The organism is Streptomyces sp. PTY087I2 (genome assembly GCF_001687325.1).
In the GTDB taxonomy this organism is placed as follows: domain Bacteria; phylum Actinomycetota; class Actinomycetes; order Streptomycetales; family Streptomycetaceae; genus Streptomyces.
The window spans coordinates 126,295-148,179 of sequence record NZ_LZRD01000018.1 but is presented as its reverse complement, the minus strand read 5'-3'; the positions used below and the strand labels follow the sequence as shown (position 1 = coordinate 148,179).

Sequence of the window (21,885 nt, the reverse complement as noted above, 5' to 3'; positions counted from 1 at the left end):
ACGACGATGACGGACACCACGAACTCCCCTTCCGCACCGCCCGCGTTCATGCTGCGCGTCGCCGGGCTCCCGGTCGACGAGGTCCGGGCCCTGCGCTGCCCCGACAGCCGGCGCTGGGCCGACGACGTCCTCGACACCACCGAACAGCTGGCCCTGCTCGCCGGGAAGGCCGCGGACCAGCTGCACGGGCTGATCGGCGGCAGCGACGACGAACCGCTGCGCCGTGCCCTGCTGAAGCTGCGCCGCGACGTCTTCAACAACCGGCTGCCGGACCCGGCCGCCGCCGAGGACGCCCTGAACCGGGTCCGCGCCCTCGACCCGGCCGCCGCCGGGGCCCTCGCCGACTGGCTGACCGGCCGGCGCGCCCTCGCCGGCAAGCGGGGTGCGGGGGCCGCCCTGCTGGCGGACGAGACCGGGCGCACCCGCACCGAGCTGGCCCGGATCGCGGGCCACGAGCGGCTGCGCAGAGGCCTGTTGCTCGCCTCGCCGACCCTGGACGCCCAGCTCGACGCCTACCGGGAGAAGGCGTCCCGCCCCGGGGCGCGGCCGGACCGCAAACAGCGCAAGATCGAACGCTCGCTGCTCTCCTACGTGTACCGGACCGCGTGCAAGACGAGCCCCTTCTCCACCTTCACCGGCGTCGCCCCCGGCGTCTTCGGCGGCTCGGACGGGCTGCGTACGCGGGTGGGGGAGGAGTGGCGGACGCAGGTCCGGCTCAACGTCGTGGCGCTCGGCCGGATCGCCGACGCGGTGATCGCCGACCCGGTCCGCCGGGCCGATCTGCCGCTCGCCCTCGCCTCCGGCTGGGGGCGCGACGACGACCGGGTCCGCTACGTACGGCGCTGGGTCACCACGGGCGACGAGGACGCGGCCGTCACCTTCGACGCGGTGAAGGACCGGCTGTTCTTCCTGCGCCGCAGCGGCACCCTGGAACGGCTGCTCGGCCTGTTCGAGGAACGCGGCACGATCCGTTACGGCGAGCTGGCGGCCTGGCTGGAGCGGGACCGGGGGGCGGCGCGCGAGGAGTGCGAGCAGTACCTCGGGGCGCTCCTGGACGTCGGCATGGTCCAGGTGCCGTGTCTGCGGACCGAGGTCCACGACACCGACCCGCTCCGGGCCTTCCAGGACGCGCTGCGCGGCCTGGACCGCCCCTGGGCCGCCCGGCTCGCGGACCGCCTGGAGGAGCCCGCCGCCCACGCGGCCCGCTTCGCCGACGCGGCCCCGGACGAGCGGCGCGTCCTGCTGGCAGCCGTACGGGCCGGGCTGCGGGCGGTGCAGGAGGAGGAGCTGGGGGTCGAGCGCGCGAAGGTCCCGCAGACGCTGCTGTACGAGGACGCGGCGGCGGGCACGGGGCGCGCGCCGGACCGGGGCGACCGGGCTCCGGGCGTCGCGGGCAAGGGCGCTCAGGCTGCGCGCGACCAGGCTCCGGAGGCTCCGGGCCAGGGCTCCCTGGGCGACCAGGCCCCGGGCGACCAGGCTCCGGAGGCTCCGGCTCCGGGCAGCTCGCCGTACGACCAGGAACCGGACGACCAGGCACCGGGCGGCTCGCCGGACGACCAGGCACCGGGCGACCGGGCTTCGGGCGGCGCGGCTCCGGCAGCTCCGGGCCAGAGCTCGCCGGGCGACCGGGCCCCTGATGCCCCGGCCCCCCGCGTCGCGCTGGATCCCGATGCCTGGCGCGAGCTGGCCGCCGGGCCGCTGGCGGCCGTGGAGCGGGTGCTGCCCGCCTTCGACCTCACCCTCCCGCAGCGGATCACCTTCCAGGGCTTCTTCCTCGCCCGGTACGGCCACGGCGGCCGCTGCGACGACCTGCTGAAGCTGGTCCACGACTTTCACGAGGACTTCTTCGACCAGTACATGACGTTCACCGCCTCCCGCACCCCGTACGACGCCGACGGCACCTACGTCCCGGAGGTCAACTGGCTCGGCCTGCCCCGGCTGCGCGCCCTCGACGACGCGCGCCGCACCTTCACCGCCCGGATGGCCGCGCTGTGGGAGGCGGCGGAGCCGGACGCGGGCGAGGTGTGGCTCGACGACGCGTTCCTGGACGCGGTCGCCGGTGAACTGGACGTCCCCCGGGCCGGGTTCGCCCCGATGAGCCACCACGTCCAGATCGCCGACCGCCCGGGCGACCCGCTCGTCGTCCTCAACCGGTCCTACGGCGGGGTGTCGTTCTCGTTCACCCGGTTCACCCAGCTCTTCGACGGCCTCGACGAACAGCTCCTCGCGGACGCCGACGCCCTCGTGCCCGAAGGCGCGGTCCTCGCCGAGGTCACCGGCGGTCCGGTCACCAGCAACCTCAACCTGCACGGCAGGCTCACCCCGTACGAGATCGTCTGCCCCGGCGAACGCGGCACGCTGGGCGAGGAGTTCAGGATCGACCTGGACGATCTCTACCTCGTGCACGACCCCGAGGCCGACCGGCTCGCCCTGCGCTCGGTCCGCCTGGACCGCGAGGTCATCCCCGTCTACCTCGGCTACCTCGTCCCGCTCGCCCTGCCCGAACTGCCCCGCACCCTGCTCCTGCTCTCCCCGACCTCGATGGCCCCGCTCAACGTGTGGGCGGGCGTCCCCGAGGGCGAGCCGCGCGGCGGGGTCACCGGGCGGCCCCGGGTGCGGCACGGCTCGCTCGTCCTGAGCCGGCGCAGCTGGAGCGCCCCGGCCGCTGTCCTGCCGTTGCACCGGCCGGGCGCACCGGAGGACGGCTGGTTCCTGGACTGGCACGCCTTCCGGCGCACCCACGGGCTGCCCGACCGGGTCTTCGCGACCGTGTCGGACACCGGGGCCCGGGGCGCGACCGGCGCCAAACCGCAGTACCTCGACTTCGACAGCCCGCTGTCCCTGTCCGCGTTCGAGGCGCTGATCAAGTCTCCCGACGCCCGGGTGGTGTTCCGGGAGATGCTGCCGGACGAGGACGCGCTGCCCACCGTCTCGGGCCCCGGCCGCCATGTCGCCGAACTCGCCGTGGAGACGGCCGTACCCGTCCGCAGGAGGACCACCTCATGACACCCCCGCCCCCCGCCGTGCCGGCCGCGACCACCACCGGCTCCTGGCAGGCCACCCACGTCTTCTACGCCGCCAACCCCCGCCCCTTCCTCCTGAACTGCGTCCGCCCGCTGGTGGCGGAGCTGGAGGCGGACGGCCTGCTCGCCGGGTACTTCTTCATCAACTACTGGCTGGAGGGCCCCCACGTACGGCTGCGACTGAAGCCGTCCTCGCCCGCCGCCGAGCCGGAGGTGGCCCGCCGCACCGAGCGGGCCGTGGACGCGTTCCTGGCCGAGCGGCCCGCGCTGTACGAGGTCGACTCCGGGTTCCTGAACGACTTCTACAACACCCTCTTCGAGATCGAGTTCCCCGGCAGCGAGCGCGGCCACTACACGGACGAGCAGGGCCGGATGAACCTGCGCCCCAACAACTCCCGCCACCGGGAGCCGTACGAGCCGGAGTTCGGGAAGTACGGCGGGCCCGCCGGGATCGAGCTGGCCGAGTGGCACTTCCGGCACTCCAGCGACCTGGTGATCGACGCCCTCGCCACCAAGAACCTCCATCTGCGCACCGTACTGCTGGGCACGGCGGCCCAGTTGATGATGGTGATGTCCTCGACGTTCCTGCCGGACCGGGCCGAGCTGACCGGATATCTGGACGACTACTACGAGTTCTGGCACCGGGCGTTCCCCGGCACCGGCTTCATCGGCACCGAGGAGTACGACACCAACTACGCCCGGACGGCGGACGGGCTGCGGGACCGGTTCGCCCGGGTCCGGGCCGCCACGGCCCCGCCCGGGAGCGCCCGCTCGCTGCCCGGATCCCTGGCGGGCTGGGCCGAGCACTGCGCCGAACTGCGGGACCGGGCCCGGAAACTGGCCGTCGACGGGGACCTGGTGTTCCGGTCCTGGGACGGTGAGCGGGACGAACAGGTCACCGACCCGGCGGTGGCGCTGCCGCTCCTGCTCTCCCCGTACATGCATATGACCAACAACCGGCTGCACGTCACCATCCGCGACGAGGCCTACCTCAGCCATGTCCTGGGCCGGGTCCTCAAGGAGTCCGCGTGAGCGCGGCCCCCGGGGCGCTCGCCGCCTACCGCCCCGCGCTGCGGCCCCGTGTTCTGCTCAGCGATCCGCTGCTGGACGGGGCCGCGACGGTCCACCTGATCAAGGACGCCGAGACCGGGAACTCCTTCAAGGTCGGGGCCAAGGAGCACTTCCTCATCGCCCGCATGGACGGCGAGCGGAGCCTCGCGGAGATCGGCGAGGCGTACGCGGGGGAGTACGGGCGACGCCTGGCCGACGCCCACTGGCGGCAGCTCCTGGCCCTGCTGGGCACGAAGGGGCTCCTGGCCGGCGCCCCCGAACCGAAGCCCGCCCCCGTCCCCGTACCGGAGAAGCGCACCCTCCTGCGCGGCTCCCTCCCGCTGGTGGCCGATGCCGACGCCACCACCGCCCGCCTCCACCGCGTCTTCGGCTTCCTGCTCGCGCCCGCGGCCCTGGTGCCGCTGTTCGCGCTGGTCCTCGCCATGGAGGCGGTGGTCGTCGCCCGCTCCGGCGAACTGCTGCTGGCGGTACGGGGGTTGATGTCCAACCCGGTTCTGCTGACCGGCATGGCGATCCTGCTCTGGGTGAGCACCGCCCTCCATGAGCTGGCGCACGGCGTGGTGGCCCGGCACCACGGCGGGCGGGTCGCCGAGATCGGGCTGCGGTGGCGGCTGCCCGCCGTCATCATGTACTGCACGGTCGACGACTACCTCTACCTCGGCACCCGGAGGCACCGCATCGCCACGGCCGCCGCCGGTGCGGTGATGAACCTGGTCTTCCTGCTCCCGTTCTGCGCGCTGTGGCTGTTCGCCCCGCTCGACGACGCGACGCATGAGGCGTTCGCCGCCCTCCTGCTCCTCGGCAGCGTCCAGGCGTTCATGATGCTCGTGCCGCTGCCGCCGCTGGACGGCTACAAGATCGCGTGCCAACTCGCCGGGGCCACCGGCCTCGCCGCCTCCGCGGGCGGCTATCTGCGGCTCGCCCTGCGCCGCTCCCCGGAGGCGGCCGCCTACCCGCGCCGGGCCCGTATCGCCTACCCCGTCTACGCGGCGGCCACGGTCCTCGTCCTGGCCGCCGTCGTCGCGGCGCTCGTCGCGGGCGTCCATCACCTGCTGACCACCTGAAGTGCCCGCCCCGGGCCCGCTGTTCCCCATCGAGGAGAGTCCCATGACGTCCACCGCCCCCCGCCCCTCGCAGGGCCCCCCGACGGAACCGTCCGCCGGGCCCGCCGTCGCCCTGACCGAGGTCCACAAGACGTACGGGGCCACCCGGGCCGTCGACGGGGTCTCGCTGACCGTCGAACGCGGGGAGTTCTTCGGGCTGCTCGGGCCCAACGGGGCGGGCAAGACGACGCTCGTCGAGATCATGGAGGGCCAGCGGCGGGCCGACTCCGGCACGGTGGCGGTCCTGGGCATGAGCCCCTGGCCGCGCAACACCGCGCTGCTGCCCCGGCTCGGCGTGCAGACCCAGGCCTCCGCGTTCTTCGTCCGGCTGACCGCCCGCGAACACCTGGCCACCGTGGCCGCCCTCTACCGGTGCGACGCGGCGGCCGCCGAGCGCACGCTCGCCTCCGTCGGCCTCACCGAGCAGGGCGACACCCGGGTCGACGACCTCTCCGGCGGCCAGCGGCAGCGGCTCGCCATCGCCTCCGCCCTGGTCCACGACCCCGAACTGATCTTCCTGGACGAGCCGACCGCCGCCCTCGACCCGCAGGCCCGCCGCTCGCTCTGGCAGGTCCTGCGCGACCTCAAGGGCCAGGGCCGCACCATCGTCTACACCACCCACCACCTGGACGAGGCCGAGGCGCTCTGCGACCGGGTCGCCATCATGGTCGCGGGCAAGGTCGCCGCGCTGGACAGCCCCGGCCGGCTGATCGCCGCCGCCGCCCCGACCACCCGGCTGCTGGTCCCGGCCGGCCGCCTCACCCCCGAACAGGCCCGCGCCATCGAGGGCGTGGACCGGGTGACCGAGGAGGGCGGCTCGCTCGTGCTGGAGACCCTCACCGCGGGCCGGGTCCTGGCCGCCGTCGACGCGATCGCGGGGCTCCAGGGCGTACAGACCAGGACGGCGAGCCTGGAGGACGTGTACCTGGAGCTGACCGGCACCGGCGCCCCGCAGCCGTGACCCCGGCCGATCCGCCGCCCCCGACGCACGTACAGCGATGCAGCGATCCAGTGATCCAGCGATACGGAGACACCCCATGAGCGCCTACACCGCGCTGAGCCAGGCCGGGTACCGGGCCTACACCCGCGACCGCACCACCCTCTTCTTCACCTTCGCCTTCCCGCTGATCTTCCTGGTCGTCTTCGGGCTGATCTTCCACGGCCAGACGGTCGAGGAGAGCGGCAAGCCCTACATCAACTACATCGCGCCCGGTGTGCTGTCCTGGGGCGTCGCCAACGCCGCGGTCTTCGGCGTCGGGTTCGTCCTCATGCAGTGGCGGCGCGACGACATCCTCCGGCTGATCCGGATGACGCCCACACCGGTCTCCGCCGTCCTCGCCTCCCGCTATGTGCTGGCGCTCGCCATCGGAGCCGTACAGGCGGTGTTGTTCGTGGCAGTGGCTCTCCTGCCCTCATTCGGCCTTCAGCTGGACGGCCGGTGGCCGCTCGCCCTGCCCGTGCTGGTCCTCGGCATCACCGCGTTCCTCGCGCTCGGCGTCATCGTCGGCAGCTATGCGAAGACCCCCGAGGCGGTCGCCGCCGTCGCCAACTGCCTGATGATTCCCATGGCGTTCCTGTCCGGCTCGTTCTTCCCGCTGGACGCCATGCCCGGCTGGATGCAGGCCCTCTCCCGGATCCTGCCGCTGCGTTATCTCAACGACGGGGTCTCCGGCGCGCTGACCGGCGGCGGCTCCCTGGCCGACATCGGCGTCGCGTGCGCCGTCCTCACCGGATTCGCCCTCGTCCTCGGCGCGGTGGCGCTGAAGACCTTCCGCTGGAGCGACAAGTCATGACGACGGCCACCGCCCCGACCCCGCTGGACGCGGCGCGCACCCTCCTCCAGTCCGCGCTGTCGGCCCGCCACGAGGACACCCCCGGCGCGGGAGACCTCCCCGCGCCGTACGTGGTCCCGCTCGGGGCCGCCGACGTCCTCGGCTTCGGCCGCCCGGACCCGTACGCCGGCACCCGGCCCGCCGCCACTGTGCAGCTGACCTCCCGGGCCGTCCTCATCGGCCCCTGGGGCGGCGGACCCGATGCCCCTGTCTGCGGCCAGTGTCTGGCGATGCGCTGGCAGCGGCTGCGCAGCCGGTCGGAGCGGGAGGCCCTGGAGCTGGGTCACCAGCCGCGGGGGGCCGTGGACTGGCCGGTGCTCACGGACTACGCGGTGGACGCCGTGTGGGCGACGTACAGCGCGGTCTTCTCGGGCCTGCGCAGCACCCCGGGAGCGCCCGGCCCCGAGGGATCCGCCGCCACCCCGGCCGAGCCCGGCCGCGGAGGCTCCACCGCCACCCCCGGAGGGCCGGACCCCGAGGCCTCCTCCCCGACCCCCGCCGACCGGGCGCTGCCCCAGGTCACCCGGGTCGACCTGGTCACGCTCGCCACGGCCACCTTCCCGCTGCTGCCCGAACCCCTGTGCCCCTCCTGCGTCCACGAGGTCCCGGACACGGCCGAGGCGGCCCGGCTGGTCCTGGCCCCCGCCCCGAAACCGGACCCCGGCACCTACCGCCTGCGCACCCTGGACTCCTATCCGCTGCCGACCGCCGCCCTCGCCAACCCGGTGTGCGGCGCCCTCGGCTCCGACATCTGGATCAACCCCACCTCCACCACCACCGCCCCGGTCGCCGGAACCCACTTCGTCCGCGGTTACGCCGGTCTCAACGACGTCACCTGGAGCGGCCAGGCCAACCGGTACGCCACCAGCCGCACCCTCGCCCACCTGGAGGGCTTGGAGCGGTACGCGGGCACCCACCGCCGGCGCGGCACGACCCCGGTCGTCGACAGCTACCGCAACCTCTCCGGCCAGGCCCTGAACCCCGCCGACTGTGGCTTCTACACGCCGGAGACGTACGCCACCGACCCCCTGGTCAGCCCCTTCGACCCGGACCGGCCGATCCCCTGGGTCTGGGGCCACTCCCTGCGCGACGACGCCCCGGTCCTCGTCCCGTCCCGGCTCGCCCACTACAGCGCGGGCGTGGACGCCGACAACTTCGTCTTCGAATGCTCCAACGGCTGTGCCACCGGCGGCAGTCCGGAGGAGGCGATCCTCTTCGGCCTCCTCGAACTCGTCGAGCGGGACGCCTTCCTCCTCGCCTGGTACGGACGGACCCGGCTCACCGAGATCGACCTCACCGGCGCGACCGCCCCCGCCGTCCGCTCGATGCTCGACCGGGCGGCCCTGCACGGCTACGACGTGCACGCCTTCGATACGCGGATGGATCTGGCGGTCCCCGTCGTCACCGCCCTCGCGGTGCGCCGGGACGGCGGCCCCGGCACGCTGTCCTTCAGCGCGGCGGCCGGCTTCGACCCGGCGGACACGGTGGAGGCCGCGCTGTCCGAAGTGCTCACTTACATCCCGCACCTGCCCTACCAGGTGGCCGAACGCCGGGCCGAACTGGAGGCGATGGAGCAGGACTTCACCAAAGTCCGGCATCTCAAGGACCACGCCCAGCTCTACGGACTGCCGTCGATGGCCCGGCACGCCGCCGAGTACCTGGAACCGGCCGCCGTCCTTCCGCTGACGGAGGCGTTCGCCGACTGGCAGCCGCTGCGCCCCCGCACCGGCGACCTGCTGGACGATCTGCGGCTCCTGCGGGACCGGCTGACCGGGGCGGGCTACGACGTCATCGCCGTCGACCAGACGACGCCGGAACAGCACCGGATGGGCCTGCACACCGTCTCCACCATCGTCCCCGGGCTGCTGCCGCTGGACTTCGGCTGGACCAGACAGCGGGCGCTGCACATGCCCCGGCTGCGGACCGCGCCGCGAGCGGCGGGCCGCCGGACCGACGACCTGCCGGAGGCGGAGATCAAGGCCGTCCCGCACCCCTTCCCGTGACCGGCCGGCGCACCACGTACGACAGCCCCCTCCGACCGACGGAGGGGGCAGCCGCACGAGCGGGCCGAGCAGCGGTGTCAGGCGCTACAGGAAGTGGTGCTGGTGGTGGCGGAGCAGGTCGACGTCGAGGAGCTCGACGTGGAACCGGCGAGCACGACCTCCGCCACGTCGGAGTAGTCCGAGATCTCGAAGGTCTCCGACTCCAGCTCCAGGATCTCGTCGGCGAGGGTGGCGAGTTCGGTCTTGGGGGCCATGGTGATCTCCCTGGTTTCGCGGGAGTCGGGCCGGTTGTTCCGGTCCGGTTCCCCGGTGCTGGACGATCCGCGACCGCCCCGCGATCCGTTCGAGGGGCGCGGCACGTGCGGCGGCCCCTTCCGGCTCGCGGAGGGGGCCGCCGTACGCGCGGTCGAGCAGCGGTGTCAGGCGCTGCAAGAGGTGGTGCTGGTGGTGCTGGAGCAGGTCGACGTCGAGGAACACGACGTCGAACCGGCGAGGACGACCTCCGCCACGTCGGAGTAGTCCGAGATCTCGAAGGTCTCCGACTCCAGCTCCAGGATCTCGTCGGCGAGGGTGGCGAGTTCGGTCTTGGGGGCCATGGTGATCTCCCTGGTCTCGTGGGGGGTCCGGCCGGCTGTTCCGGCGCGGTGCCCGGGTGCTGGACCCATTGCAGGGGTGGCCGCTGTCAGATCGGCCGCGGTTTCGCTGTCACATCGCTGACACCCGGTGGCAGAGCGACGGAGCGGCACGTGACAGCCGTACGGAGCAGGCTCGTTGAGCAGAGATGAGGTGCGCGGTGGTCACAGCGGAGAGAGCCACGAAGAACGCGGACGACGACGGGCACACGGGGGACGCGGCGGCGCGGGCCGCACCCTCGCGGAACGCGGCCCCGGCCCCCGGGCCCCTGCCGCGACCCCTGCTCCGCTCCGCCGTCGAGCTCTACCTCGACCTGCACGCCCACCCCGAACTCTCCGGTCACGAGCACCGCACCGCCGGCCGCCTCGCCGCCCGGCTCGCGGAGCACGGCTGCACGGTCACCCGTTCCGTGGGCGGCGGTCACGGGCTCGTCGGGGTCCTGCGCAACGGCCCCGGGCCCACCGTGCTGCTGCGCACCGAGCTGGACGCGCTGCCCGTCACCGAGGCCACCGGACTCCCGTACGCCAGCACCGTGCCCGGAGCCATGCACGCCTGCGGCCACGACCTGCACATCGCGGCGGTCACCGGCGCGGTGGAACTCCTCGCCGCCTCCCGGGACGCCTGGCGAGGCACGATCCTCGTCGTCGGCCAGCCCGAGGAGGAGACGCTGAGCGGGGCCCGGTCCCTGCTGGAGGGCGGCAGGCTGTACGAGCGGTTCGGCGTCCCCGACGCGGTCCTGGCCCAGCACGCCGCCCCGCTCCCCGCCGGGACCCTCGCCCACGCGCCGGCCGGCGGGCCGCCCCTGATGGCGGGGAGCGTCGCCGCCGAGGCGGTCCTGCACGGCCGGGGCGGTCACGCGGCCACCCCGCACCTGAACATCGACCCGGTCCTGATGGCCGCCGCCACCGTGCTGCGCCTGCGCACCGTGGTGGCCGAGGAGACCGCGCCCGCCGAACAGGCCGTGCTCACCGTCGGCTCGGTGCGGGCGGGCGAGCGCGGCAACATCACCCCGGACCACGCCGAACTCTCCCTCACCATCCGGGCATTCACGGATTCGGCGCTCGACCGGCTGGCGGCCGCCGCCGAACGGGTCGTCCGGGCCGAGGCCGCCGCCTTCGACGCCCCGCGCGAACCCGGATTCACCGTCACCGCCCGCTCGCCCGCCCTGCGCCCCGACCCGGCGCTCACGGCCCGGGTGCGCCGGGCCCACGAGGCGCTGCTCGGCCCCGGCCGGGTGCTGGACCTCGCCGGGTCGACGGCCACCGAGGACTTCCCGCACTTCGCGGCGGGCGGGGTCCCGGTCGCGTACTGGATGCTCGGGACCACCGGAGCCGGCCCCTGGCGGGCGGCCCGCGCCGGGGGCGAGCCCGTACCGCCCAACCACGCACCCGGCTTCGCCCCCGACGTCCGGGCCGCCCTGCCCGTCGGCATCACGGCTCTGGCGGCGGCGGCCCGGCAGGTCCTCGACCCGGGGCCCGCCGGGGACCGGGAGACGGCGTCATGACGGCTCGCCGGACCGCCCGGACCAGGGCCGTGGTCGACGTCGTCGTCGTACGCCGCGACCGCGCGGCCCCGACCGGCTGGACCACCGTCGTACGGCTGCTGGGACTGCTCCCGGGGCACTGGTCCTGCCACCCCGAGGTGGGGCAGGACCGGATCGTGCTGCGGGTCGAGCTGGCCGGGACGACGGACGCGTCGGCGGTGCGGCGGGCGGTGTCCTGCGTCCTGGCGGACACGGCCCTGCGCGGCTGGGCGGAGGAGCCGCAGCCGTAGGGCGTGTGCCACGGGTCTCAGGAGCCGCAGGCGCAGGGCGGGCCCGGCGGATCCTGACCGGGGCCACGGGGCCACGGGGCCGCCGGGCCACGGGGCCCGGAGCCCGTCGGCGGTCAGATCCAGCCGCGTTCGCGGGCCAGCAGCGCGGCCTGCGCCCGGCTCGCCGCGCCGAGCGTCTGCATCAGATCGGCGACATGCCGCCGGTAGGTCCGCACCGATACCCCCAGCTCCCGCGCCCCCGCCTCGTCCTTGCCCACCGTGCACATCGACACCAGCACGCGGCGCTCGATGCCGGACGGGCGGGGGGCGGCCGCGCCCTCGCCGCTCCCCGCGCCGCCGACGGCCAGGGACAGATCGTCGGCCTGCTCCCAGATCCGTTCGAACAGGGAGATGATGTTGGAGACCAGGCCGCTGCGATGGGCCAGGAGCGCGCCCCGCGAGGTGTCGCGCGGGTCCAGCGGGACGAGCGCCGCCCGGCGGTCGTAGACGAGCAGCCGCTCCGTGGTGTCCGGCGTCACCCGGATCGCCGCCCCGTGCTCGGCCAGCTCGCGCAGATAGGCGGCGGTCGGCGGGTCCTGGAGCGCCGCGCTGGAGACGACGTTGCGGATCCGCACCCCGCGCCGCAGACAGCGCAGGTCCAGCGGGCGGGACCGGGCGATGTTCTCCGGCGACAGCCGCGTGTACGGCTCCACGGACAGGATCTCGTCCCGGGCGAAGAACGCGAGGTCGTCGATCCGGTTACGGATCTGAGCCAGCCCCTCCAACTGCTCGATGCCCTGCGGATGGGGTGTACGGGCCCCCTGCTCCGCGCGTAGACCCTCAATGACGTGCCGCGACCGGGTGACGCGACGCAGCTCCTGATGGAGCGCCGCGAGCCGTACGTCGACCAGCCGGGCGAGCGCCGCCTCGGGGTCCGCCGGGAAGATCCGCCGCTCCGCGTCCTCGGCGTGCAGCAGCCCCATCTCCTGGAGCCGGGCGATCCGGGCCCGGGTCTGGCCGTACCGGGAGCGCAGCAGGGGGTGGAGATCGTCGGCGCGGGTTCCGGGGTTGCGCAGGAAGTGCCGGTAGATCTCTTCCTCGGCCTCCGGGACCCCGAAGACAGACATCTCGTTCTCGCCCACGTACGCCCCCGATGCCGATGCCGTGGGGCTGTCGCACCGAGGGGGATCGCCCCGCGCCGCCCGCCCCGGCCGCTGCTCGCTCCGCCCGCGCCCGGTACTTGCCTGTATTGCCCGGTACTTGCCTGTATGACGACCGCGTGAATGACGCTCTCGCGCCACTCCGCACATCCTGTTGTGCAAGGGTCGGGCAAAGACTAGACGCTGGGATCACTCCTGTGAGGATCCCCGACACAACTGTGTGCGATACGGAGATGAACGGTGTGCGACCGTCGACGAGCGGCGGGCCCGGCACGACGGGCGGCGAAGCCGGCCGGGCACGGCGGCCGGCGAAGTGTCCCGGGGCGTCCAGGCCCGCCGGTCGGCCGGTTGTGGACGCGGCTGTCACCCCCGGGTCGTAACCTGGAACCCCCGGCGCGTCCCACGTGTCGGGCCCTTCGCGTTGCCCGGGCAGCAGCCGGCTGCCGGGCTTTGAGCCACCGCTGATCTGATCCCGGACGGAAACTTCATGAGCCTGCACGGTCTGCTGGATGTCGTCGTTACGGACCCGGCGCTCGCCGAGGCGGTGAAGGCCGCCGGAGACGGGCACCGGGCCCATGTCGACCTGGTGGGCCCGCCCGGCGCGCGCCCGTTCGCCGTGGCCGCGCTGGCCCGGCAGACCGGCCGGACCGTCCTGGCCGTCACCGCCACGGGCCGCGAGGCGGAGGACCTGGCCGCGGCCCTGCGCACGCTGCTGCCGCCGGACACGGTCGCGGAGTACCCCTCGTGGGAGACCCTGCCGCACGAACGGCTCTCGCCCCGCTCGGACACCGTGGGCCGCCGCCTCGCCGTGCTGCGCCGCCTGGCGCACCCGCGCGAGGACGACCCGGAGACGGGCCCGGTCTCCGTCGTCGTCGCCCCGATCCGCTCGGTGCTCCAGCCGCAGGTCAAGGGGCTCGGCGACCTGGAGCCGGTGAGCCTTGCGGGCGGGCAGAGCGCGGACCTGGGGGAGGTGGTGGACGCGCTGGCGGCCGCCGCGTACTCCCGGGTCGAACTGGTCGAGAAGCGCGGTGAGTTCGCCGTACGCGGCGGGATCCTGGACGTCTTCCCGCCGACCGAGGAGCACCCCCTCCGGGTGGAGTTCTGGGGCGACGAGGTCGAGGAGATCCGCTACTTCAAGATCGCCGACCAGCGGTCGCTGGAGGTCGCCGCGCACGGGCTGTGGGCCCCGCCCTGCCGCGAGCTGCTGCTGACCGACCAGGTCCGCGAGCGGGCGGCGGCCCTCGCCGAGGCCCACCCGGAGCTGGGCGAACTGCTCGGCAAGATCGCGGAGGGCATCGCGGTCGAGGGCATGGAGTCCCTGGCCCCGGTCCTCGTCGACGACATGGAGCTGCTGCTCGACGTCCTGCCGAAGGACGCGATGGCGATCGTCTGCGACCCGGAGCGGGTACGCACGCGGGCGGCCGATCTGGTCGCCACCAGCCAGGAGTTCCTCCAGGCGTCGTGGGCGGCGAGCGCGGGCGGCGGCGAGGCCCCGATCGACGTGGGCGCGGCCTCCCTGTGGGGCATCGCGGACGTCCGGGACCGGGCCCGTGAGCTGGGCATGATGTGGTGGTCGGTCTCCCCGTTCGCGGCCGACGCCGCCGACCACGACGACGACACGCTCCAGCTCTCCATGCACGCCCCCGAGGCGTACCGGGGCGACACCGCCCGGGCGCTCGCCGACACCAAGGGCTGGCTGGCCGACGGCTGGCGCACGGTGTACGTCACGGAGGGCCAGGGGCTCGCCTCCCGTACGGTCGAGGTGCTGAGCGGCGAGGGCATCCCGGCCCGCCTCGACGCGGACCTGGCCGAGATCTCCCCGTCCCTCGTCCACGTCTCCTGCGGGGCGATCGAGCAGGGCTTCGTCGACCCGGCGCTGAAGCTGGCGGTGCTCACCGAGACCGACCTGACCGGCCAGCGCACGGCCACCAAGGACCTGGGCCGGATGCCGGCCCGCCGCAGGAAGACGATCGACCCGCTGACGCTGGAGGTCGGCGACTACATCGTCCACGAGCAGCACGGCGTCGGCCGGTACGTGGAGATGGTGCAGCGCACGGTCCAGGGCGCGACCCGCGAATACCTGCTCGTCGAGTACGCCCCGGCCAAGCGCGGCCAGCCCGGCGACCGCCTGTACATCCCGACCGACCAGCTGGAGCAGGTCACCAAGTACGTCGGCGGCGAGGCCCCGACGCTGCACCGGCTGGGCGGCGCGGACTGGACGAAGACGAAGCAGCGCGCGAAGAAGGCGGTCAAGGAGATCGCCGCCGACCTGATCAAGCTCTACTCCGCGCGCATGGCGGCCCCCGGCCACGCCTTCGGCGCGGACACCCCCTGGCAGCGGGAGCTGGAGGACGCCTTCCCGTACGCGGAGACGCCCGACCAGCTGTCCACAATCGCCGAGGTCAAGGAGGACATGGAGAAGACGGTCCCGATGGACCGGCTGATCTGCGGCGACGTCGGCTACGGCAAGACGGAGATCGCGGTCCGGGCGGCGTTCAAGGCGGTGCAGGACGGTAAGCAGGTGGCGGTGCTGGTCCCGACGACGCTCCTGGTCCAGCAGCACTACGGCACGTTCACCGAGCGGTACTCCCAATTCCCGGTCAACGTCAGGGCGTTGAGCCGCTTCCAGTCGGAAACAGAATCAAAGGCAACCCTCGAAGGCCTGAAGGACGGCGCGGTCGACCTGGTCATCGGCACGCACCGCCTGTTCTCCTCCGAGACGAAGTTCAAGGACCTCGGCCTGGTCATCGTGGACGAGGAGCAGCGGTTCGGCGTCGAGCACAAGGAACAGCTGAAGAAGCTCCGCGCCAACGTCGACGTCCTCACGATGTCCGCCACTCCCATCCCCCGTACGCTCGAAATGGCGGTCACCGGCATCCGCGAGATGTCCACGATCACCACCCCGCCGGAGGAGCGCCACCCGGTCCTCACGTTCGTCGGCCCGTACGAGGAGAAGCAGATCGGCGCGGCGATCCGCCGTGAACTGCTGCGCGAGGGCCAGGTCTTCTACATCCACAACCGGGTCGAGTCCATCGACCGGGCCGCCGCCCGCCTCCGCGAGATCGTCCCCGAGGCGCGCATCGCCACGGCACATGGCCAGATGTCCGAACAGGCCCTGGAACAGGTGGTGGTGGACTTCTGGGAGAAGAAGTTCGACGTCCTCGTCTCCACGACGATCGTTGAGTCCGGCATCGACATCTCCAACGCCAACACCCTGATCGTGGAGCGCGGCGACAATTTCGGCCTGTCCCAGCTCCACCAGCTGCGCGGCCGCGTCGGCCGAGGCAGAGACCGGGGTTACGCCTATTTCCTCTACCCTCCCGAGAAGCCCTTGACGGAGACGGCCCACGAGCGCCTGGCGACGATCGCTCAGCACACGGAGATGGGCGCGGGCATGTACGTGGCGATGAAGGACCTGGAGATCCGGGGCGCGGGCAATCTGCTCGGCGGCGAGCAGTCCGGCCACATCGCGGGCGTCGGCTTCGACCTGTACGTCCGCATGGTCGGTGAGGCGGTGGCCGACTACCGGGCCCAGATGGAGGGCGGCGTCGAGGAGGAGCCCCCGCTGGAGGTCAAGATCGAGCTCCCGGTCGACGCGCACGTCCCGCACGACTACGCCCCCGGCGAGCGCCTGCGCCTCCAGGCGTACCGGGCGATCGCCTCGGCCTCCTCGGAGGACGACATCCGCGCGGTCCGCGAGGAACTGACCGACCGCTACGGCCCGTTGCCCGAACCGGTCGAGAACCTCCTCCTGGTGGCGGGCCTGCGCATGCTGGCCCGCGCCTGCGGAGTCGGCGAGATCGTCCTCCAGGGCTCCAACATCCGCTTCGCCCCGGTGGAGCTGCGCGAGTCCCAGGAGCTCCGCCTGAAGCGCCTGCACCCCAAGACGGTCATCAAGCCGGCCGCCCACCAGATCCTGGTCCCGCGCCCGACGACGGGCAAGATCGGCGGCAAGCCGGTCATCGGCCGCGAACTGCTGGCGTGGACGGGCGAGTTCCTGACGACGATCCTGGGGTCGTAGGTCCCGGGGTCGGCGAACGACGGGACCCCGCCGGGTTGGCTCGCCGGGCGGGGCAGCCTGGTCGGGGAGCCCCCCCGTCAGCTGTCGCGGCCGTCCTCCGGGGCGAAGATCAACGCGGCGAGGGACCGGAACGCCTTCTCGGGGTCCCGGCCCGTCATGGCGTCCGCCAGGTTGCCGCTGAGCAGCAGCGTCGCGAAGCCGTGGGCCAGCGACCAGGCGGCCACGCCCGCCAGCCGGTCGTCCTCGCCCCGGCCGCCCGGCGGGAGGTCCGCCACCCCCGCCCGCAGCGCCTCGGTCGCCCGGGCGCGGGCGGCCAGCAGGTCCGGGTCGTCGGCGCGGTGCAGGTCCGGCCGGAACATCACCTGGAAGTACGCGGGATGCGTCGCCGCGAACCGTACGTACGCCACGCCCCGCTCCCGGAAGTCCGGCGCTCCGGTCAGCGCGTCGGCGAGCAGGGCGTACCCCTCGGCGGCCACGGTGGTCAGCAGGCCCGTGCGGTCCTTGAAGTGGTGCGCGGGCGCGGCGTGCGAGACGCCGGCCCGGCGGGCCAGATCGCGCAGGCTCAGGGCGGCCGGGCCGTTCGCGGCGATGACGTCGAGGGCGGCGTCCAGGATCACGCGCCGCAGATCGCCGTGGTGGTAGGTGCGCTCGCGCTCGCTGCTCATGGGGGAACCCTACCCGGCATCTAGTCATTGACAAGTTCGAGCGGTGCGGGTCATGCTGGAAGTCGGATCTAGTCATTGACTAGATCGACGATTCCCGTTCCGGAAGCCCGGGAGAGGCGGAGATCATGACCGGAGAACCGGCTCGCGTACGGCAGATGTGGCACCTCTTGGAGCCCCTGCACGCCGTTCTGTACTACGCCCCCGCAACCTTCGAGGAGGCCGCCGCGCTCGGGTACGCCACCGAGGAGCGCTGGCCGAGCTACTTCGCCTGGCGGGCGGCTCCGCTGGGGGCCGCCGGCGCGGACGAGGTGGTGCGGGCGTTCCACAGCTTCGCCCCGGCGATGGTGGAGGGACACGTTCCGGCCGTCTGGGCGGTCGCCGACCCGGACGCCGTGCTCGCGGCCCGGCTGCGGGCGGTCGACCGGACCTACCGGGCGCTGTTCGGGGACCGCGTGGAGGGGGCGGAGTTCGCGGAGGCCGCCGCACTGGCGCGCCGCGCGGCGGAGGCGGCGGCCACCCCAGGGGCGCCCGGTCGCCTCGGTCCCGCCAACTCCGCCCTGCCCTGGCCCGACGCCCCGCACCTGACGCTCTGGCAGGCGGCGACCGTCCTGCGGGAACACCGGGGCGACGGGCACATCGCCGCCCTGACCGACGCCGGCCTCGACCCGGTCGAGTCGCTGGTGTCCTTCGCGGCGGTCGGCGCGGCGGCCCCCGAGGTGTTCGCGAGCCGGGGGTGGAGCGCGGCGGAGTGGGACGCGGCCCGGCAACGGCTCCAGGAGCGCGGGCTGCTGGCGGCGGACGGCACGGCCACGGACGCGGGGCGCGAGCTGCGCGCGAAGGTGGAGCTGCGCACCGACGAGGAGGCCGCCGCGCCGTGGCGGGCGCTGGGGGAGCCGGGGCGCGAGCGGCTGGCGGGGCTGCTGGGGGAGCCCTGGCTGGAGGTCATCGGCTCGGGGCTGCTGCCGTCCGAGAACACCCTCGGCATCGGGAAGGTGTGACCCGCGTCGAGGCGCGCTGTGTGCTGAAGCGCAGTCATGGAGGACGCCCCGACGGGGAAGACGCTCATAGGATTCTCCGCGTCCGCTTCTCTCCCCGTCAGGACGGCTTCCCGTGATAGCTCCCCGTACGCACAGCCGTGCGCACCGCCGTACCCACCGAGCGGCCCTGCCCGCCCTCGGCGCCCTCGTCGCGATCGCCCTGGCGGGCGGCTGCGACCCCGACGACCTCTCCGCCGACGGCGGCGGCACGAGCGGCGGGGCCAACGGCGGCGCGCAGTCCGCCGGGGGCTTCGGCGCCAGCCCGCTGGACAACCCGGACGGTACGAAGCCGGGCCTGGCGCCCCTCACCAGCGACGCGGACCGGGCCGCCGCCCGGCAGCTCATCGAGAAGGTGGCCACCAAGGGGCGCGGCCCGAAGACCGGCTACGAGCGGAAGAAGTTCGGCTACGCCTGGAAGGACGGCGTCGACGGCATCCCGCTCGCCCGCAACGGCTGCGACACCCGCAACGACCTGCTCGCCCGCGACGGCAAGGACATCGAGCACAAGGCCGGTTCCGACTGCATCGTCATGGCGATGACGCTCCAGGACCCCTACACCGGCGAGACCATCGACTGGCGCAAGGCGCAGGCGACGAAGGTGCAGATCGACCATGTGATGCCGCTGTCCTACGACTGGCAGATGGGCGCGGCCCGCTGGAACGAGTCCAAGCGCGAGCAGATCGCCAACGACCCGCTCAACCTCATCCCGGTGGACGGCCCGGCCAACAACGCCAAGCGCGACTCCGGCCCCGCCTCCTGGCTGCCGCCGTACAAGCCGATCCGCTGCTCGTACGCGGTGCGGTTCGCCCAGGTCTCGCTGAAGTACGAACTCCCGGTCACGGCGGCCGACAAGAAGGCCATGCTCGCCCAGTGCGGCGGCTGACCGGGCACCGTCCCTTCGGGAAGCTGGTGGGACACGGCGACGCGTGCCGATAGTGGGCCCCGTCCCGATCCTCTTGAGGAAGGTCCCTGAAGGCCATGCGCAAGCGACTCACCACAGTCCTGGCAGGCGTGGCGGCGCTCATCGCCACCTCGTTCGCCCTCGCCCCCGGCGCGAGCGCCGACGCGTTCCGCTGCGGCAACTCCGGCAGCGACCCGCGCGCGACGGGGCACGTCCAGAGCTACGTGAGCAAGTGCCTCTGACCCGCCGGGCCCGGTGCTGAGGGCCCGGCGGCGGTGGCATCCGGCCCGGCCGGGACCGAGCCGGTCCCGGCCGGGTCACGTGCTGCTGAAGCACCGGCGGTCGTCGGTCCCCGCGGGAACCAGGCACGCCCGTACACCGCCGGGACCACCGCCGACCATGGGGGTGCCCAGGTAGCCCTCGGCGTCGTACTTGTCGGCTATCCGGACCGACTGGGTCCCCTGTCCGGGAGCACTCACCTCCAGCCGGTCGCCGATCTCACCGAACCAGATCCTCGCCCAACTCGCGTCGCAGCCTTCGCTGTAGCGGATGTCGACCCGGGTCCGGTCGTCGAACTCCCGCTCGGCGGCCGTCAGCAGAGCACTGCCGTCGATCCCGCAGGCGTTCGGCTGCGACCTTTTCCCAGTGCAGTCGGCACCGCGGCAGCCGGGCTTGAGCCCCTCCGGCTTCCTGTCGGACCAGACCAGGAGGGCCCCGCCCACGACGGCGAGCGCGAGCAGTGCGGACAGGGCCGCGGCAGGCCGCCGGCGGGCCGGCCCGGACCGGTCCCGGGCTTGTTCGGTGCGCGCCTTCTCCGAGGCCGGGGCGGTGGCTTCCGATACGTCCTCGGCCGGCCCAGGGGGCGTCGGCGGCGCCTCCGGTGCCTCTTCGGCGTCGTCGGCGGCGGGCGGTTTCCCGCTCTCGGCGGGCGGCTGCCGCCGATGGCGTGAGGCCTCCGCCAGCTCCCACAGAGCGAGCAGCGGGCCCGGTTTCCGTCCGGCCAGTTCACACAGCTCCCGGACCACCCCGCGTGGCGGCAGATGCGCGCCGCTCAGGTAACGCTGCCAGGAGGACTTGCTGGCAGTGGTCCGGTCGGCGAGCGCCACCAGGGTCAGCCCGGTCTGCTGCCTGACCCTCCTCAACTCTCTCGCGAAAACCACGCGTTCATGCGGCAGGTGACCACTCACTGGCGCAGTGCCTGCCAGGTGTGCGGGCCGACGATGCCGTCGACCACCAGGCCGCTGTTCTCCTGGAGGCGTTTGACCGCCCTCTCGGTGGCTTGGCCGTAGGCGCCGTCGACGGCGCCCACCGGATAGCCCCGGTGTTCGAGGAGGCACTGTGCCTCGACGACGTCCCAACTCGTGGTGATCTGCTGGAGGAATGCCTCGTTGGTGTCGCTGTGGCCCGCCCACAGCTTGCCGTTGTCCCGGTGGACGTCGCAGCCGTGGGTGCGGCCGGGGGTGAAGACGAACTTCGTGCTCGCCACTCGGCGGTCCTCGGAGGCGCCCTCCGTCCTCGGGGCGAAGTACACGAGCAAGCCGGACACGACGAGGGCCGCGACGGCCACCACACCGATGAGCGCGGGGGAGCCGAGCCGGACGCGCGCCGGGACCAGCGGCTTCTTGTTCGGCTGCCCGTCCGAGGAGAGGGGCTGCGTCGTCCCGTCCCCCGTACCGTCATCTGCCGGCGGGGCCTCCCCAGCGGGGGAACCCCCGGCCACGTCCCGGGCGGCGTGCTCACCGGGGACGTCGGGGCCGGGTTCCCGGCCAGGTGCCGCCGCGCCCGAGACGTCCCCCGGCACCCGTGCGTCGGCCTGAACGTCCCAGTCGTCCGCCGCCAGCGAGTGGAGGGCGAGCAGCCGGTTCGCGTCCGCCCCGCACAGCCCGGCCAGCTCCCGTACCGCTTCGGCCGACGGGAGGCTCTTTCCGTTGAGGTAACGCTCCCAGGAGGACTTGCTGTAGCTCGTCCGGTTCGCCAGCGCGGCCAGACTCAGCCCGCTGCGGTCCTTCAGCTCACGGAGCCGGTCGACGAACCTCCGCCCATGAGGGCCGAGCGAACGCGGCGGCTCTTTCCCCTTGCTCACGGAACCCCTCATTTCTGAACCGGAACCGGTCCCTGTCCGGACCACGATCGTCCTGTCCCGGGCCGGGTTCGAGCAGATCAGAGCCCGGGACGTCCCAGAATACCCGCGATGAGTCCCATCCGATGGCCCGGCCGACTCCCCCTCCGACAGGCTGAAGCAGTCCTCGCAACATGCCACTTGAGAGGCAGTCACCATGCATCGAACCCGTGTCGCACGGGTCGCGGCCGCCGCCCTGGCCGCGGCGGCGTTCACCGCGTTCGCGCCGGCCGTCCCCGCGATCGCCGACTCGACCGTCCGGGCGGCCGACGCCTGCCCCGGCACCAGCACCGTGGGCCGCTACTGCGGGTACCACGCCGGCACCCAGTGGGCAGAGCTCGGCAGCCAGGGCGACCACGTCAAGGAGATCCAGGCACTCATCAACGAGACCACCCGTTACGGAGAGCCCGGCGGCACCAAGCTCGTGGTCGACGGCATCTACGGGGCGAACACCAAGTCCGCCGTGACCTGGTTCCAGTGGTACTACGGCAGCGAAGTGATCTCCGACGGCATCGTCGGGCCGCGGACCTGGGAAATGCTGCGCTACGGCAAGCGATGACGTCCC

General features: G+C 73.5%; 19 protein-coding genes. 13 read left to right on the top strand and 6 right to left on the bottom strand.

Going from position 1 to position 21,885, the window contains the following annotated elements; all coding sequences use genetic code 11:
- Window positions 1–6 precede the first annotated feature (6 nt).
- The 6 genes from A3Q37_RS20780 (at window position 7) to A3Q37_RS20755 (ending at window position 9,032) form a co-directional block, all read left to right on the top strand.
- Entirely contained in the window at window positions 7–3,006 is a 3,000-nt protein-coding gene (locus A3Q37_RS20780) for a lantibiotic dehydratase (RefSeq protein ID WP_065486868.1), read from the top strand.
- On the top strand, window positions 3,003–4,055 hold the full coding sequence (locus tag A3Q37_RS20775) for a lantibiotic dehydratase C-terminal domain-containing protein (protein ID WP_065486866.1): 1,053 nt from the start codon (window positions 3,003–3,005) through the stop codon (window positions 4,053–4,055). Before A3Q37_RS20780 ends, A3Q37_RS20775 begins: the two co-directional genes overlap by 4 nt.
- On the top strand, window positions 4,052–5,158 hold the full coding sequence (locus A3Q37_RS20770; protein WP_065486862.1) for a M50 family metallopeptidase: 1,107 nt from the start codon (window positions 4,052–4,054) through the stop codon (window positions 5,156–5,158). Before A3Q37_RS20775 ends, A3Q37_RS20770 begins: the two co-directional genes overlap by 4 nt.
- Before the next feature lie 43 nt (window positions 5,159–5,201).
- Entirely contained in the window at window positions 5,202–6,158 is a 957-nt protein-coding gene (locus A3Q37_RS20765) for an ABC transporter ATP-binding protein (RefSeq protein ID WP_065486860.1), read from the top strand.
- A gap of 76 nt (window positions 6,159–6,234) precedes the next feature.
- Window positions 6,235–6,990 (top strand): ABC transporter permease, encoded by a 756-nt coding sequence (locus A3Q37_RS20760; RefSeq protein ID WP_065486858.1) that lies wholly within the window; start codon window positions 6,235–6,237, stop codon window positions 6,988–6,990.
- A complete protein-coding gene (locus A3Q37_RS20755) occupies window positions 6,987–9,032 on the top strand; it encodes a TOMM precursor leader peptide-binding protein (protein WP_065486852.1) in 2,046 nt (681 codons plus the stop codon). The genes A3Q37_RS20760 and A3Q37_RS20755 overlap by 4 nt, the downstream gene beginning before the upstream one ends.
- Window positions 9,033–9,109: 77 nt before the next feature.
- On the opposite strand, the gene A3Q37_RS20750 is transcribed toward A3Q37_RS20755, so the two are convergent.
- Entirely contained in the window at window positions 9,110–9,286 is a 177-nt protein-coding gene (locus A3Q37_RS20750) for a thiazolylpeptide-type bacteriocin (RefSeq protein ID WP_065486916.1), read from the bottom strand.
- Window positions 9,287–9,451: 165 nt separating this feature from the next.
- Window positions 9,452–9,628 carry a thiazolylpeptide-type bacteriocin gene (locus tag A3Q37_RS20745; RefSeq protein WP_065486850.1) on the bottom strand — a complete coding sequence of 59 codons (177 nt, stop codon included), beginning with the start codon at window positions 9,626–9,628 and terminating at the stop codon, window positions 9,452–9,454.
- Between the two features lie 185 nt (window positions 9,629–9,813).
- Here A3Q37_RS20745 and A3Q37_RS20740 point away from each other — a divergent pair, with 185 nt between their 5' ends.
- Both A3Q37_RS20740 and A3Q37_RS20735 read left to right on the top strand, forming a co-directional pair.
- The gene (locus tag A3Q37_RS20740) at window positions 9,814–11,169 is read left to right on the top strand and encodes an amidohydrolase (protein WP_079137898.1); all 1,356 of its coding nucleotides are present in this window, start codon (window positions 9,814–9,816) and stop codon (window positions 11,167–11,169) included.
- A complete protein-coding gene (locus A3Q37_RS20735) occupies window positions 11,166–11,438 on the top strand; it encodes a hypothetical protein (RefSeq protein WP_065486848.1) in 273 nt (90 codons plus the stop codon). The genes A3Q37_RS20740 and A3Q37_RS20735 overlap by 4 nt, the downstream gene beginning before the upstream one ends.
- A 113-nt stretch (window positions 11,439–11,551) precedes the next feature.
- On the opposite strand, the gene A3Q37_RS20730 is transcribed toward A3Q37_RS20735, so the two are convergent.
- Window positions 11,552–12,559: a helix-turn-helix transcriptional regulator gene (locus A3Q37_RS20730; protein ID WP_079137897.1), complete on the bottom strand. Its 1,008-nt coding sequence runs from the start codon at window positions 12,557–12,559 to the stop codon at window positions 11,552–11,554.
- Window positions 12,560–13,064: 505 nt separating this feature from the next.
- Between A3Q37_RS20730 and mfd the strand changes: the two genes are divergently transcribed.
- Complete coding sequence (gene mfd, locus A3Q37_RS20725) at window positions 13,065–16,598, top strand: transcription-repair coupling factor (RefSeq protein WP_065486846.1); 3,534 nt, start codon at window positions 13,065–13,067, stop codon at window positions 16,596–16,598.
- A gap of 77 nt (window positions 16,599–16,675) precedes the next feature.
- Here mfd and A3Q37_RS20720 read toward each other — a convergent pair whose 3' ends face one another.
- Entirely contained in the window at window positions 16,676–17,263 is a 588-nt protein-coding gene (locus A3Q37_RS20720) for a TetR/AcrR family transcriptional regulator (protein WP_065486845.1), read from the bottom strand.
- Between the two features lie 125 nt (window positions 17,264–17,388).
- Here A3Q37_RS20720 and A3Q37_RS20715 point away from each other — a divergent pair, with 125 nt between their 5' ends.
- From A3Q37_RS20715 to A3Q37_RS36830, 3 genes are all read left to right on the top strand, one after another.
- Window positions 17,389–18,261, top strand: a complete 873-nt coding sequence (locus A3Q37_RS20715; protein WP_065486844.1) for an SCO6745 family protein — start codon at window positions 17,389–17,391, stop codon at window positions 18,259–18,261.
- A 112-nt stretch (window positions 18,262–18,373) separates the two neighbouring features.
- Window positions 18,374–19,183: an HNH endonuclease family protein gene (locus tag A3Q37_RS20710; RefSeq protein WP_065486843.1), complete on the top strand. Its 810-nt coding sequence runs from the start codon at window positions 18,374–18,376 to the stop codon at window positions 19,181–19,183.
- Between the two features lie 95 nt (window positions 19,184–19,278).
- Window positions 19,279–19,443: a hypothetical protein gene (locus tag A3Q37_RS36830; protein WP_255311882.1), complete on the top strand. Its 165-nt coding sequence runs from the start codon at window positions 19,279–19,281 to the stop codon at window positions 19,441–19,443.
- A gap of 75 nt (window positions 19,444–19,518) precedes the next feature.
- Here A3Q37_RS36830 and A3Q37_RS20705 read toward each other — a convergent pair whose 3' ends face one another.
- Together A3Q37_RS20705 and A3Q37_RS38235 are read right to left on the bottom strand one after the other, a co-directional pair.
- On the bottom strand, window positions 19,519–20,361 hold the full coding sequence (locus A3Q37_RS20705; RefSeq protein ID WP_255311881.1) for an XRE family transcriptional regulator: 843 nt from the start codon (window positions 20,359–20,361) through the stop codon (window positions 19,519–19,521).
- Between the two features lie 23 nt (window positions 20,362–20,384).
- Entirely contained in the window at window positions 20,385–21,284 is a 900-nt protein-coding gene (locus A3Q37_RS38235; protein ID WP_304364743.1) for a peptidoglycan-binding protein, read from the bottom strand.
- A 193-nt stretch (window positions 21,285–21,477) separates the two neighbouring features.
- On the opposite strand from A3Q37_RS38235, the gene A3Q37_RS20695 reads away from it, so the two are divergent.
- Window positions 21,478–21,879, top strand: a complete 402-nt coding sequence (locus A3Q37_RS20695; protein WP_065486832.1) for a peptidoglycan-binding protein — start codon at window positions 21,478–21,480, stop codon at window positions 21,877–21,879.
- Window positions 21,880–21,885 lie beyond the last annotated feature (6 nt).